Source organism: Campylobacter sp. JMF_04 NA10, from assembly GCF_027737655.1.
Lineage (GTDB): Bacteria > Campylobacterota > Campylobacteria > Campylobacterales > Campylobacteraceae > Campylobacter_B.
Window position 1 is genome coordinate 253,649 of the sequence record NZ_JAOVTZ010000002.1, and the last position, 13,371, is coordinate 267,019.

The 13,371-nt window shown below is 39.3% G+C and carries 13 protein-coding genes; 9 read left to right on the top strand and 4 right to left on the bottom strand.

What is annotated here, in order from left to right; all coding sequences use genetic code 11:
- Window positions 1–78 precede the first annotated feature (78 nt).
- The 3 genes from OFO12_RS04185 to OFO12_RS04195 are packed head-to-tail and all read left to right on the top strand — an operon-like array spanning window position 79 to window position 4,155.
- Window positions 79–2,676: a YhdP family protein gene (locus OFO12_RS04185; protein ID WP_270869586.1), complete on the top strand. Its 2,598-nt coding sequence runs from the start codon at window positions 79–81 to the stop codon at window positions 2,674–2,676.
- Window positions 2,673–3,737 carry a tyrosine-type recombinase/integrase gene (locus tag OFO12_RS04190; protein WP_270869587.1) on the top strand — a complete coding sequence of 355 codons (1,065 nt, stop codon included), beginning with the start codon at window positions 2,673–2,675 and terminating at the stop codon, window positions 3,735–3,737. The genes OFO12_RS04185 and OFO12_RS04190 overlap by 4 nt, the downstream gene beginning before the upstream one ends.
- Window positions 3,738–3,786: 49 nt before the next feature.
- A complete protein-coding gene (locus tag OFO12_RS04195; RefSeq protein WP_270861810.1) occupies window positions 3,787–4,155 on the top strand; it encodes a hypothetical protein in 369 nt (122 codons plus the stop codon).
- Between the two features lie 8 nt (window positions 4,156–4,163).
- On the opposite strand, the gene OFO12_RS04200 is transcribed toward OFO12_RS04195, so the two are convergent.
- Together OFO12_RS04200 and rpsO are read right to left on the bottom strand one after the other, a co-directional pair.
- Entirely contained in the window at window positions 4,164–4,985 is an 822-nt protein-coding gene (locus OFO12_RS04200; RefSeq protein WP_270861811.1) for a hypothetical protein, read from the bottom strand.
- Window positions 4,986–5,427: 442 nt separating this feature from the next.
- Complete coding sequence (gene rpsO, locus OFO12_RS04205; RefSeq protein WP_270858995.1) at window positions 5,428–5,700, bottom strand: 30S ribosomal protein S15; 273 nt, start codon at window positions 5,698–5,700, stop codon at window positions 5,428–5,430.
- Between the two features lie 108 nt (window positions 5,701–5,808).
- Between rpsO and OFO12_RS04210 the strand changes: the two genes are divergently transcribed.
- The 4 genes from OFO12_RS04210 to OFO12_RS04225 are packed head-to-tail and all read left to right on the top strand — an operon-like array spanning window position 5,809 to window position 8,599.
- Entirely contained in the window at window positions 5,809–6,225 is a 417-nt protein-coding gene (locus tag OFO12_RS04210; RefSeq protein WP_270858996.1) for an Rrf2 family transcriptional regulator, read from the top strand.
- Window positions 6,225–7,271, top strand: a complete 1,047-nt coding sequence (locus OFO12_RS04215; protein WP_270869588.1) for a DHH family phosphoesterase — start codon at window positions 6,225–6,227, stop codon at window positions 7,269–7,271. The genes OFO12_RS04210 and OFO12_RS04215 overlap by 1 nt, the downstream gene beginning before the upstream one ends.
- On the top strand, window positions 7,261–7,494 hold the full coding sequence (locus tag OFO12_RS04220) for a hypothetical protein (protein ID WP_270861813.1): 234 nt from the start codon (window positions 7,261–7,263) through the stop codon (window positions 7,492–7,494). The genes OFO12_RS04215 and OFO12_RS04220 overlap by 11 nt, the downstream gene beginning before the upstream one ends.
- A gap of 31 nt (window positions 7,495–7,525) precedes the next feature.
- Window positions 7,526–8,599 carry a TRAP transporter substrate-binding protein gene (locus tag OFO12_RS04225; protein ID WP_270869589.1) on the top strand — a complete coding sequence of 358 codons (1,074 nt, stop codon included), beginning with the start codon at window positions 7,526–7,528 and terminating at the stop codon, window positions 8,597–8,599.
- 32 nt (window positions 8,600–8,631) lie between these two features.
- On the opposite strand, the gene OFO12_RS04230 is transcribed toward OFO12_RS04225, so the two are convergent.
- Window positions 8,632–8,808 carry a YgaP family membrane protein gene (locus tag OFO12_RS04230; RefSeq protein WP_270864919.1) on the bottom strand — a complete coding sequence of 59 codons (177 nt, stop codon included), beginning with the start codon at window positions 8,806–8,808 and terminating at the stop codon, window positions 8,632–8,634.
- A 181-nt stretch (window positions 8,809–8,989) separates the two neighbouring features.
- Here OFO12_RS04230 and OFO12_RS04235 point away from each other — a divergent pair, with 181 nt between their 5' ends.
- Window positions 8,990–10,987 carry an ATP-binding protein gene (locus tag OFO12_RS04235; RefSeq protein ID WP_270869590.1) on the top strand — a complete coding sequence of 666 codons (1,998 nt, stop codon included), beginning with the start codon at window positions 8,990–8,992 and terminating at the stop codon, window positions 10,985–10,987.
- Window positions 10,988–11,006: 19 nt separating this feature from the next.
- Here the strand turns inward: OFO12_RS04235 and OFO12_RS04240 are convergent, their stop codons facing one another.
- The gene (locus OFO12_RS04240; RefSeq protein ID WP_270869591.1) at window positions 11,007–11,621 is read right to left on the bottom strand and encodes a DUF1643 domain-containing protein; all 615 of its coding nucleotides are present in this window, start codon (window positions 11,619–11,621) and stop codon (window positions 11,007–11,009) included.
- 97 nt (window positions 11,622–11,718) lie between these two features.
- Here OFO12_RS04240 and OFO12_RS04245 point away from each other — a divergent pair, with 97 nt between their 5' ends.
- A complete protein-coding gene (locus OFO12_RS04245) occupies window positions 11,719–13,326 on the top strand; it encodes a WG repeat-containing protein (RefSeq protein WP_270869592.1) in 1,608 nt (535 codons plus the stop codon).
- Window positions 13,327–13,371: the final 45 nt, after the last annotated feature.

Consider the following 13,371-nt stretch of genomic DNA (forward strand, 5'->3'; position numbering starts at 1 on the left):
ATACGAAAATAAGCCCAAATTTTGCCTAAATTTTATATTATACGCACAAATTTATTTAGCCAAAAGTTTGGAGAGCGTGTGATACGAAAGATAATCTACGGATTTTTTACCATTTTGCTTTTACTTTTTATGAGTGGAATTATCTTTATAAAAACAGGGGTAAAAATCGATAAATTTGAGAATAAATTCGTCAAAATCGAGGGATTTTTTTTAAAGCTTGAAAACAATCTAATCTTGCGCGTAAAAGATCTGCAAATCAACAAAAAAGAGCTCTCAGATGCAAATCCTACGCCAAAAACCCCAGCCGAGCTTAGGGAAAAAAACGAAAAACTCATCGAATATAGCAAGAAATTTACCCTTGCGATGAAATTTTTCGAGGAGATTAATATCCAAAATTTGCGCATTGGCGAGGATAGAATCGAGGTTTTATACCACGATGATATATTTTTTATCGACACTCGCTATTTTCGCATAAACGCAGGCCTTAGCCAGCTTAGCAACGGACTAAAAGTGAGCGTAAATGAAATTTCGCTCAAAGATTTCAACGCCACGCTTAAAGGCGAAGCTAGCGCGAATTTCAAATCTAGCATTTATGATTTTAACGGCACATTTGCTTCGCATGAAATCTCAGGCGAAATTTCTGCACTAAATGTAGGCTCAAATTTAAATTTAGAGGTTTCAAACGCCCACGCCACGAGTCTAAAACGCTTTATGGACGAGCTTGGCGCGCTCACAGGCCTCAATCCTCACGCCAAAGAGTGGATTTACGGGCTGGTCGTAGCGCAGAAATACTACATCGACACCCTAAAAATCGCCATTGATTTAGATGATCCCCACGCCGATGAGAAGCGCATTTTCGCAAGAGCCAGTGCGCAGGATTTAAATGTGAGCTTCGCTAGCACCGTTTCGCCAGTTATCGCTGATTGTGCTGATATCACGCTAGAAGATGGCACGCTAGATATAGCTATCGGCAATCCGACATTTAATGGTATTAGCCTAGATGGCTCTGGGGTGAAAATCAAGCAAATTTTTAGCGGAGAGCCGATTGTCGCGCTTGATTTGCGCACCAAAGAAAATATCGGCAAAGATTTGATTGATATTTTGGCGTTTTATGGCATAAATGAGCCAGTGTATGTCAGCAAGGCCGAGCAGATCGACGCACGAGTGCTAATCGACATCGACCCAGTGCATGAAAGCGCAGCCGTAGATGCAAATGTGAGCCTAAAAAACGGCGAAATTATGATTTCAAAGGCCAAATTTAAAAGCAGCCATGCTAGCGTGCATATCACGGAGAAAAAGCTTGATATCAAAAACTCAAATCTAAGCAATGAAATTTTCAACGCCACGGCTGACGGGACTATTGATTTTACCACGCGTAAGGCTAAATTTAGCGGAGAGATAAAAAGCTTTAATATCACGGCTGGGGATAATGAAATTTTAAAATTCTCAAATGTCAAAGACAATCTCACGCTCGATTTTAGCGGGACTGCGCCGATTTTGCACTCGCAGTTTTTAGGTGCAGATATGAGATTTGGCGATAAAATCGACATAAATGTAGCCGAGATAAAAGATCTAATAAATTTTTCCAAAACCCTCAAAACTATCGGAATCACGGGCGGTGATGCGCACATTAGCACGGCTGATTTTTCAAATTTCACAATCACTAGCAAAAATTTGAAATTTGACTTTGGTTTGATAGAAAAAAATGGCAGGTATTACAATAGCGATAGTCTAAATTTAAAGGTCGCAGGAAGCTCGCTAAATGGCGCTACGGGCAATGGCAAACTAAGTTTTAGCAGTGGCAAGGCTGGCACAAATATCACGCTCAAAGACCTCGATATCATGATAAATACTAGCGTCCAAACCAGCGAATTTAACTCAGGCTCGAATTCTGCGCGCTCGAAATTTAACTTTTCTGGCACAAATTCATCTGTGATTTTAACCGATATGAACAAAACTATCGACTTGGTGTCGTATTCAGGCTCGCTTTCTGGCAAGGATATGAGCCTAAATGCGAAATTCAAGCAAGGCGATTTTAAGCTAATTTTCAGAAAAAGCCTATTTCAAATTTTCGCGCAAAATATCAGTGGCAGGGAGCTGAATCAAATCATCGGCTCGCAAAGCTTCGATAGTGGAAATTTCACGCTCAAAGCCAGCGGAATCGATCCAAGAAACTATCGAGGGGAGATTTTGGTCGAAAATACATTTTTGAAAGATTATATCGTCTATCAAAAACTCCTTAGCTTCCTAAACTCCGTCCCTTCGCTTCTGGCTTTCAAAACGCCAGATTTTAATGACCGCGGATTTAGCGTGAAAAACGGCAAAATTTACTTCCGCCGCAGCGAGGATAAAATCTATCTAAACGCAATGCAGTTTGAGGGCACGAGCGCAGATATCGCAGGAAACGGCGAAGTAAATCTAAAATCAGGCGCGCTAAATATTGATTTGGAGCTAAAATATCTCAAAGACGCAAGCTCGATAATCTCGAAAATCCCGCTTTTAAATCAAATAATCTTGGGCGAGGATAAGACAATCTCGACTATCATCGAAATTCGAGGCACTATGAGTAAGCCGACTTACTCGACAGCCGTCACCACAGATGTTTTAAAAACCCCATATAATCTCATCAAAAACACGCTAATGTTGCCGTTTGTGATCTTTAAGGACGAGAAATGAAACAACCCCTAGACGCCAAAGAAAATTTCGCCGCTTCGCTACTTTTTTGGATGGCCAAATTCGTCAGGTATAAGCTAAGCTCGCTTTCAAACAAAGAGCTTAAAAACGAGGAGCTGTTTAGCAAAACCATAATGGCACTAGCCAAAAATGTCCCAAATATAGGGGCTCTCTCAACCCTAGCCAAAGACGCTAGAAACGCGGGGCTAACGGGCATTAATACATATTTCAACCCGCTTTTTAAGCTCTATAACGCGCTTTTATCCTACGAGCTAGAAAGCATGAAAAATATCGACGAAGAGCTTTTAAGCGAGGTTTTGGCCTCTATCACGGGAGGGCTTAGCGATGCGAGCAAAAAAAACTACCGAATCGCCGTGATAAACTTTTTTGGCTTCATCGACCGCCAAAACGAAACTAATGGCGCCTCGCACAACTACGGAATAGAGCTTAAAAGCTGGGGCGGCGTGAGCGGAAATCGTGGCGTGAAACTGCCTGAGTTTTTAAGCGAAGATGAAATTTCGAAATTTATCGGCGCAATAAATAGCGCGGATTTTAAGAAATTTACCCATAGAAATAGATTGATTTTAAAGGTGATTATCTACACAGGAATCCGCGTCGGAGAGGCGATAAACCTGCGCCGCAAGGATATCAGTGAGGACGGAGATTTGTATGTACTGCGGATACGAGGCAAGGGAAATAAATACCGCGTCGTAATGATAAAAAAGCGCCTTATCCAGGGCGATTTGGACGCGTTGGAAACGAATTTTGCAAACAAAGATGATTATGTCTTTACCAACAAAAAAGGCTCGGCGCTCACTCAGGCTTATATCAGCAGAATCGTAGAAAAACTGCTTTTAAGCGTAGGAATTCGCAAGAAAAAAAACGGCGCGCACATGCTTCGCCACACCTTTGCAACCATGCTTTACAAGCGTGAAAAAGATTTGGTGCTAGTCCAAGAAGCCCTAGGGCATGCGAGCCTGAATACCTCGCGCATTTACACACATTTCGATAATGAAAAACTCCGCCTAGCCGCAATGGTAGCGGAGGACTTTTCTGGCGAGTGAAATTTGGCGTGAAATTTGCGGAATTTGAGCGTGAAATTTTGAAAATTTTTTGATTTGTCATTGCGAGCAAAGCGACAAAGCAATCTACGAGCTTAAAATGCCTTACGCTAAAATTGCTGTCATTGCGAGGCGAGTATCGCCGAAGCAATCCACGAACGCAAAATTCATTGCCCTAAAACCGCTGTCATTGCGAGGCGACGCAGTCGCCGTGGCAATCTACGAGCCAAAAATTTCGGCGCAGTATTTTTGCAAAATATTAAAATTTAGCCCAAATTCAAAAAATCGCTCAACGCTAAATTTAAATGGAATTTTAAATTTTAAAATTCAAGCCCAAATTTTACTTGAAATTTTGCGCAAAATTTATCATAAAATTTATCGTAAAATTACACGCAAATTTCAAACAAAAAGCCAAATTTGACCCAAATTTCAGTCCAAAAGCCTGTCAAATTTGATTTTATAAATTTTATTTAGGATTGTTTGGATATCGCCAAGCGCGCTTTTGTAGCTCTCGATTTTCAAAAAATCGTCATAAACGCTAAATTTCGCATACAAATCGTAAAAATTCTCGCCACTTCTATTTGTGATATTTTTCAGCGTCTCTTTGTGCTTTTCTAGCAGTGTCGAAATCTGCCCCGCAACCTCAAATTTAGAGCGTTTAATCATCTCGCTATCCAAATTTTCGTCTTTTGCTTTTTCGGCTGTTTTGGCGGTGTTTATGTTCCACTGCTGGTTTCGCACATCTACGCTCGCAACCCTTCTAGTGTGGTCAGCGTCAAGGTCGATTTTAGTCGGCGCATGGTATTCATCGACGCTGAAATCTTGACCATTTAGCATGATATCGACGAGGCAAAACATAGTCTCTTTGTCGTTTGCGATGTGCAAAACCTCGATGAGATTGTCGCTAGCGTCGTAAGCCGAGGCATAGACGAAGTGAAACTCCACATCTTTTCGCCCGATTCTGGTTTTGGTATGGCACACGCCCTGATACAGCCTTGGAGCCTTGTCGCCGTAAAACCTAATGCGTCCCGCACTGAATTTCAAAAATATATCGCCCACATCGCCAAAAAGCACATGGCCAGCTCTAAAAGTATCGACTTTGAGATTCGATAGCGAAATATTGTAGCGTTTGATACGATCGAAATTTTCGTTTGCCACGCACATATCGCAGATTTCTTTGTTTCTGCCCGCCCAAAATGTCAAAATATCCTCGTTTATAAACAGCTCGCTTGCAACCACGCTATCAATCATTTTTCGCCCTTTGTAAAAAAAATAAAGTTTATATTGTATCCCCCCCCCTCTTAAAATGGGCTAAAATTTGGGGAATTTGCGAGGAAATTTGAAAATTTTTATTGTTTTTTACTACGAGTAAATATAACAAGTAAAGTCGTCAAAACTGAAAAATTTTTATCACCGAATTTATAAAATTTTATAATGCAAAATTTATCTTTGCGATGTTTAATTTTTTTTATAATAAAAAATTTCAACTTGTATGTCCCATACAAAGCACAGCACACGAAAATTTTTCGCATAAGATTACTAAATTTTAGGTATAGGCTTTTAAAATTTGAATATCGCTGTGTTTTGTGCGTTATAAATTGATGATTATCACTTAAAAATTTTAAATTTTTAGTTATAAAAAAAGCGCATCTAGCGAGGCTAGACGCGCTTTAAGACAAAATAAAAACTGAAATTATTTATCTCTTAAACCAAGTTCTGCAACTAGTTTTGAGTATGTAGCGTAATCTTTATTTTTTAGATATTTCATCATTCTTTTTCTTTGACCTACGATTTTAAGTAGTCCAAGGCGAGACGAGAAATCTTTTGGATTTGCTTTGATGTGATCTGTAAGATATGCAATTTTTGCAGAAAGTAGCGCGATTTGCACCTCTGCTGAACCTGTATCTTTCTCTTTTCTAGCGAATTTCGCAACTATTTGTGCTTTTTGAGCCGTGTCTAAAGCCATAATGACCTCCTGATCGGTGAAATAAAATAAGCGGTAATTATACTAAATTTACCTAAATTTTTGCTTTTTTTGGGTAAAATAGTCGGATTTATCAAAAAAGGAGAGAAAATGCTCTTTACAAAAGCGTCAGAATACGCCCTACTTGCGATGATTTGCATAGCTCAAAATCAAAATAGCGAATCTGTGGATGTCGATACGATATCTGAAAAACTTCAAATTTCACGCAGTTTTTTAGCCAAAATTTTGCAAAGCCTTGCTAGAAGCAAGCTTTTAAACTCATTTAAAGGTGCAAAAGGCGGATTTAGCCTAGCCAAAAAACCTAGCGAAATCACCCTACTTGAAATCATCACAAGCGCCGAAAAACGCAAAGCTTCGATTTTTGATTGCACACAAGAAGGCACCAAAGGCTGCCCAAACGGACGGGCTTTGTGTCGCGTAAATCTCATGTTTAACGAGCTTCAAGACAAAGTCGATGAGTATATGCAAAATGTCACCTTGCAAGACATTATCAAAAAAGAGCGTTAATGAAAATTTACCACCTAAGCCACACCGATTTAGACGGATACTCTGCCCAGCTCGTAGTCGCGCACTACCTTAGTGGCGTGGAGTTTTTTAACGCAAATTATGGCAAAGAAATCGTCGAAAAATTTGACCAAATTTTGGGCAAAATCGATGAAAATTTGCAAACTAACCCAGACGCAAAATCACTTGTTTTGATAACTGATCTAAATTTGCTCCCCGCTCAGTGTGAGAAATTTCAAACACAATTAGCGCAAAAAAACGCCAAAATTTTCTTGCTCGATCATCACCAAAGTGGCGCAGAGTGCGCGCAAAAGCACCCTTGGTATCTGCTGGATAATTCTCGTTGCGCTACCAAAATCACCTATGATTTTTTCAGCGCGATTTTTGGCGAGGACGAAGAGCTAGCGAAATTTGTCAAGGTCGTAAATGCAGTCGATATCTGGCTAAAAGATGAGAGCGAGTTCGAGCTTGGCAAGGTTTGCCTTGGTATGGTCGCGGGCGCAAAAGAGATCAACAAAATCATGTTCGAAGAGCAAAGCAGAGAGTATATAAATTTTTTGCTAAATAAAATTTTTGAATTTCAAAATTTAAACGAGCCTCACATCGCCCTAGATGACGCGCTTCACGCTATCAAAAAAAGCTTTTTTAACGCCGAGCGAAATGACACGCTAAGCAACCTAATCTCGGATTATGTCGTCACGCTCCTTGGCGCGCAAAAAGACAAATTTATCATCAAATACGAGAACCACAAAGGCATTTTGACCTACAATATCGGCAATGTCAGCGTCATCGGAAATGACTTTTTGACGCGCAACCCTGATATGGACTTTTTCATCGATGTAACCTCGAAAAAAACGCTAAGTTTCCGTGCAAACGGCAAAGTCGATGTGAGCGCAATGGCGAAAAATCTACTTGGCGGTGGCGGACACGCAAACGCTAGTGGCGGGATTTTTATCGGCTTTAAGGACGCGAATTCATACGAAGCGATAAAGTCCCAAATCGAACAACTCATAAATTTAAAAACCCAAAAGGCAGAAAATGAAATCTGAAAACGAAAATTTAAGCAACGATGATTTAATCTACGAGCTAAATATCACACTCGAAGCCATGCTAATCTACGCTGGCGTCAGACGCGACAAACTCCAAGCCGCCGCGCAAGCCTATATCGAAAATATCGACGAAGTCCTGCAAAACTCAGACGCGCAGGGTGCAGACGAACCAATCGCTGTGGTTGAGTTTTTGCGCGCAAACAAACCTGAATTATTTAATTAAAATTTTAAAAATTTATTGAAGGGAGATTTTTATGAAAAAATTTTTAGTTTTAGCATTTGTAATGCTTTTTTCGACACACGCTTTCGCGGCAGATAAAAAATACCGCTTGCGCCTAGCTAGCACCTGGGAGAGCACTATGCCAGTTCTGGGCGACGCGGCTAATGAGTTTAAAAAATACGCCGAAGAGCTAAGTGGCGGACGATTGGAAATCCGTATCGACACTCCGTCAAAGCACAAAGCCAGCTTTGGCGTTTTTGATTTTGTAAAAAGCGGTCAGTATGATTTAGGCTATACTTCGCTATATTACTACAAAGGCAAGGACGCAAAGACCATGCTATGGACTGCCGTGCCATTTGGTATGACTACTGATGAGCAACACGCTTGGTATTATTATGGTGGCGGAAAAGAGCTAAATGACAAAATGTTTAGCGCGTATGGCATGAAGACATTTCTAATGGGCTCAACTGGCATGCAAATGGGTGGTTGGTTTAAAAAAGAGATCAACTCGTTAGCTGATTTGCAAGGCATTAAATTTAGAATTCCTGGCTTTGGTGGCGAGGTAATGAGCAAACTAGGTGCTACGATAAACACAGTCCCAACTGGCGAGCTATTTATGGCGTTAGAAATGGGCACAATCGACGCTGTGGAGTGGGTAAGCCCGGTGTATGATATGCCTCTTGGCTTTCACAAAGTTGCAAACTACTACTACACAGGCTGGCAAGAACCAGCTGGGGATTGCCAAATTTTGGTGAATTTAAAGGCTTTCGAGAAGCTTCCTGCTGATTTGCAAGCTATCATCGAAGCAGCAGCGCGCCTAGCTGGCGAAAACTTCCAAAACAAGGGCTTTTATGAGAATTCTAAAATTTGGGCAGAGCTTAAAGCGCAGTTTCCAAATGTGCAAGTCCGCAATTTCCCTGCCGATGTAGTCGAGAAACTAAGAAGCGCGACAAATGAAATTTTAGATGAAGAAAGCGCGAAAGATCCGCTTTTCAAAGAGATTTTGGATAGTCAAAGAGCGTTTTTAAAAATCGGCCGCGAGTGGAACAAAATCAGCACAAACGCCTATATCAACAACACTTCAAGCGATTCAAATACTTCGAATTAATTTGTAGGGCAAGCTTGCCCTACTTTTAAATTTTAATTTTGTGGCAGTTTGCAACGATTCAAAAAATAACACGCAGGACAAAATCCACTCACCCCCACGACAAACGGCACTAGCCCCACTGCGCCCCACCAGCTATGATAAAACGCCCCGACTACCATGATTATCGCGCCGATTACTATGCGAATCATACGGGTTTTTATGCTTTGCATACTCTCTCCTTTTTTCTAAATTTTACGAATTTGGCGCGATTATAGCATTTTAAGAGCGCGCGCATAGTGATAAAATCACCGAAAATTTGTCAAATTTAGAAATTTTTGTGGCTAAATTTGACACAAAAGTGTCTGAAATTTTGAGTAAAATCCAATCGGAATTTAAAAGAAAGGATAGAAAATGCGAAATTCAGGCGTGCCATTTGAGATTAGCGAAAAGTTCAGACTTTGGGTTTTAAGGACGATAGCCTATATCAACGAATACAAAATGTTCGACAAAAAAGAGGAAGACGGGTATGATTTCGCTGGTTATCAAAGAAAAGTTGATAAAAATTTCATCAAATCCGAGCTTAGTAAATATGAAAATAAAAATTTAAAAACCTATAAAATTTTAGATGACAACCTAAATTTCATTTGCAAATTTTTAAATCTAAACCATACCGAGCGCGATATACTCGAATTTTCGATATGCGTTCGTGTATTTGACAATCACAACTTTTTTAGAGGGTGCAGATACACAGATAAAATCACTAGCGCAAATCTACACTACGCTATCGCAACAATCCTAAATTTAGACCAAGACGCCGTAAGAAAGGCACTGGATAGAAAATCAAATTTGATGAGTAGCTATATTTTTAATAAACTGTGCCACAACAACTACAAACCCAGCATAGACGAAATACTTGACTACGCCGATGAGAATTTCCCATACAAAATGGTCGAAAGTGGCACAGATATTGAGTATTTGTTTTCATACTATTTGCGCAAATGTGGCGATTGCGAGCTAAATTTTAGCGATTACGACTATCTCAAAATCGATGAAGATAGCCTAAAAAGCTTCGTATTGCGTGGGCTAAAAGGCACAAATATCTTGCTTTATGGCGAGCCGGGCACTGGCAAGACAGAATTTGTCAAAATGTTTGCCAAAAGCGTAGGCAAAAGCCTATACGAAATCCCATATTGCGATGACGATGACTTTCGCTCCGAAAAGGGCGACGCTAGATTTCGCAAAATAAAATTCACAGACAAAATTCTAAAATCGCACGAGGCTTTGATAATGTTCGATGAAGTCGAGGATGTATTTAAAAGCAACGATATCTCCAAAGCCATGATAAATCGCACGCTAGAATCCAACGCCGTGCCGACATTTTGGGTTACAAATAACATAGAGTGCATGGATAATGCCTATATTAGGCGATTTGATATGGTGATTGAGTTTTCTTTACCGCCAAAGTGCAAAAGGCTCGAAATTATCCAAAAATACGCCCAAAACCATATTTGCGAGCGCACAGCCAAAAAACTAGCCAAAATCCCCCAAATCTCGCCTGCGCTGATTTCTGGCGCAACAAAAGTCATTTCAAATATCCAGAACGGAGATAAAGATGAAATTTTCAAAAATCTCATTTTTGGAAATTTAAAGGCGCAGTTTGGCGAAAATTTCGGCACAAAAAAGAAAAAACAAAAAATCAAAATTTCGCCCAATTATGACATAGCCTGTGTGAATTCGGCGCTAAATTTGACAAATTTAAGCACCGAGTTAAAAACGGCAAAGAGCGCTAGGATTTGCATTTACGGACCTAGCGGGACTGGCAAAAGCGAGTTTGCGAAATTTTTGGCAAAAGAGCTAGGCAAAGAGCTGATTATCAAAACCGCCAGCGACTTGCTAGATGCCTATGTAGGCGCAACCGAGCAAAATATCGCCATGGCGTTTAAGCAGGCTAAAAAGAAAAAAGCGGTGCTAGTTTTCGACGAAGTCGATAGCTTTTTGCAAAACAGACGCGGTGCGCGCGCCTCGTGGGAAATCACCCAAGTCAATGAAATGCTAACGCAAATGCAAGATTTCGACGGAATCTTTATCGCCACGACCAATCTAATCGACACGCTTGATGAGGCTAGTTTGCGCAGGTTTGATATGAAACTAAAATTTGACTATCTAAGCGCAAAACAAGCACTTAGACTACTTGAAAATAACTGCGTGGCCATGGGCGTGAAAATCACAAATTTGGCAAAAAAGCGCCTAGCAAATTTAGCCTTTCTCACGCCGGGCGATTTCGCCGCCATTATGCGCGCGCATAAATTCGCCCCTATCGCGAGCGCAGATGATTTTATCGACCGGCTAGAAAGCGAAATTTCGCATAAAAATCATAATGCGCTAGCGGGCAAAATAGGCTTTATTTAAAGCGAAATTTGGCTGAATTTCAGCCAAATTTTATGATTTTTTCTAATCTTTCAATTTCAGACTCCAAGCCTTCAAACCTTTTCAATTCACCTACTTCAATCTTTTGATTGACGCCGTTTTTGAAGTGCGAAAGCCCAGATATTTTGCCATTTATCGTGAAAAAATTTTTCCCAGATTTTTTGGCAAAATTTAAAATTTCAACCAAAATTTCCACCATAAATTTCGGCAATTCATACTCGCCATAAGCTAGCCAAATATCGCTAAAATCGGCTTTGATTTTGGATTTTATCAAATTTAAATTATACAGCGCATCGCATTTATCATAGAGCTTTTCGCTTAAATTTGCAGGATTCGAACTTATTAGCGGATAAATGCTAAGCACGCAGTATCCATTATAGCCGCTAGCTTCGCAAAATTCGATGATTTTTCGCATTTTTTCATTGCAGATATAAAGGTCGGATTCTTGGGGGTTGCTTAGCAAGATTAGCAGTTTTTTGTCATTTGCGCTCTCTTTGCTAGGGCGTTTTTCTAGTATGTATCTGTAAAATCTAGCGTCGTTAGCTTCTACTTTTTCGCAGATTGTGGGGCGATACTGGCTCGGATAGATAGCGGTAATGTCTCGTAAATATGTCATTTTATCTCCTTTGAATTTGCAATTTTAGCAGGCAAATTTGACAAAAAATGTCTATCTTTTCTGTTAAAATCGCAAAAAATTTTAAAAAGGGGCGGAAATGAAAAATGCAGCAGCGATAAAAAAAGATGGAAAAATTGGCTTAATAGACGAAAACGGCAATGAGATTATCCCTTGTGAATATGATGGCGTGATACGCTGTGGGTATGGTATGACAACTGTAATGAAAGATTTTATGTATGGAGTTTGCGACGAAAATGCAAATTTGATAATCCCGTGCATTTACGATGAAATTCACTTATACAAAAATTTTATCGTTGCCATTAAACTTGGTCGAAAATGCGGACTTTTTGACAAAAAGGGAAATTTGATAGCGGATTTTATCTACGACTATATATACACCCACGATGAGATACTCTTCATAGTCAATAAATCGGGAAAGCGTGGTGTTATAGATAATTTTGGCAAAGAGATTCTTCCTTGTGTATTTGATGGCATTTTCTTTTGCAAAGACAATTTTTTTGGTGCGAACAAAGACGGCAAATGGGGATTTATCGACAAATTTGGAAAAGTTATTATTCCGTTTGAGTATGATAGTGTAGGAAATTATACATATTTGCATCAAGAACTTTTTATACGCTATAACCACGAATTAAAATCTAATTTTATAAAAAGCGAAAAAAACAACAAATTTGGCTATATCGATATGAAAGGCAATGAGATTATCCCTTGTATCTACGATGATATCAATCAGTTATGTTTATCCCAACCGCAAAGAGCATTATTTATGATTGAATATGGTGGCAGATATGGCCTTATAGACGATAAAGGCAAGATTCTTATACCTTGCATTTATAGCTATATCGATATTATTTATGAAGACTTGATTGTTGCCCATGATAACAACAATTTAATGGGTATTATCAACCACAACGGCAGAGTTATAACTCCATTTATCTACGATGTTATTGAGCCTTTTCACGATGATATGAGCCTTGTTAGCAAAGATGGCAAATACGGCTATATAGACAGATCGGGGCGAGAAGTTATACCTTGTATCTATGATTTTGCTGATTATTTTAGAGACGAACTTGCCTGTGTAGGGTTAAATGGCAAATTTGGATCGATTGACAAAAAAGGCATATTTGTTATCGCACTAAAATTTGATAAGCCTTTTATTTTTAATCACGGAGTTGCCGTTGTAAGCCAAGAAACAAAAATTAAAAATGACATATATAGCCATCTCTATAAAGGATTGATAAATAAAAAAGGCGAATTTTTGGCTCCTTGTATTTATAACACCCTAAAACATTTTAGAGATTTTACTTGGGATAGTGCTTGTATCACAATTTGCGATGAAAAAGAAAATTTTGTGACAGAGCAATGGGGAATGATTGATAATGAGGGCAATGTTTTGGTGGATTTCATATACGATGAGGCCAAGCCATTGGAGAATGATTTTGCAATTTTGTGTAAAAATGAAAAATATGGCGTAATAAACAGAAAAGGCGAATTTATACTACCGCTCAGATATGATGAGATATTTTGGTATAAATATCAAAGCGTAGTCCAACTCAAAAAAAATGACAAATGGGGACTATGCGATAAAAACGGCAAAGAGATAACCCCTTGCATTTACGATAAAATAGATTTTTTCAAGAATATAGATGAAAAAACTGAGTATTTTGGTTTGCGATTTTTTTCATGATAAAAACAGCAAATTTAAAGCTGGGTGGGGATACATTTGACAAAA

What these genes read in the sequence shown, in the direction of transcription:
- OFO12_RS04190 (WP_270869587.1), top strand. Translation starts at nt 2,673, where the DNA reads ATGAAACAACCCCTAGACGCCAAAGAAAATTTCGCCGCTTCGCTACTT.
- OFO12_RS04200 (WP_270861811.1), bottom strand. Translation starts at nt 4,985, where the DNA reads ATGATTGATAGCGTGGTTGCAAGCGAGCTGTTTATAAACGAGGATATT.
- rpsO (WP_270858995.1), bottom strand. Translation starts at nt 5,700, where the DNA reads ATGGCTTTAGACACGGCTCAAAAAGCACAAATAGTTGCGAAATTCGCT.
- OFO12_RS04210 (WP_270858996.1), top strand. Translation starts at nt 5,809, where the DNA reads ATGCTCTTTACAAAAGCGTCAGAATACGCCCTACTTGCGATGATTTGC.
- OFO12_RS04215 (WP_270869588.1), top strand. Translation starts at nt 6,225, where the DNA reads ATGAAAATTTACCACCTAAGCCACACCGATTTAGACGGATACTCTGCC.
- OFO12_RS04220 (WP_270861813.1), top strand. Translation starts at nt 7,261, where the DNA reads ATGAAATCTGAAAACGAAAATTTAAGCAACGATGATTTAATCTACGAG.
- OFO12_RS04225 (WP_270869589.1), top strand. Translation starts at nt 7,526, where the DNA reads ATGAAAAAATTTTTAGTTTTAGCATTTGTAATGCTTTTTTCGACACAC.
- OFO12_RS04230 (WP_270864919.1), bottom strand. Translation starts at nt 8,808, where the DNA reads ATGCAAAGCATAAAAACCCGTATGATTCGCATAGTAATCGGCGCGATA.
- OFO12_RS04235 (WP_270869590.1), top strand. Translation starts at nt 8,990, where the DNA reads ATGCGAAATTCAGGCGTGCCATTTGAGATTAGCGAAAAGTTCAGACTT.
- OFO12_RS04240 (WP_270869591.1), bottom strand. Translation starts at nt 11,621, where the DNA reads ATGACATATTTACGAGACATTACCGCTATCTATCCGAGCCAGTATCGC.
- OFO12_RS04245 (WP_270869592.1), top strand. Translation starts at nt 11,719, where the DNA reads ATGAAAAATGCAGCAGCGATAAAAAAAGATGGAAAAATTGGCTTAATA.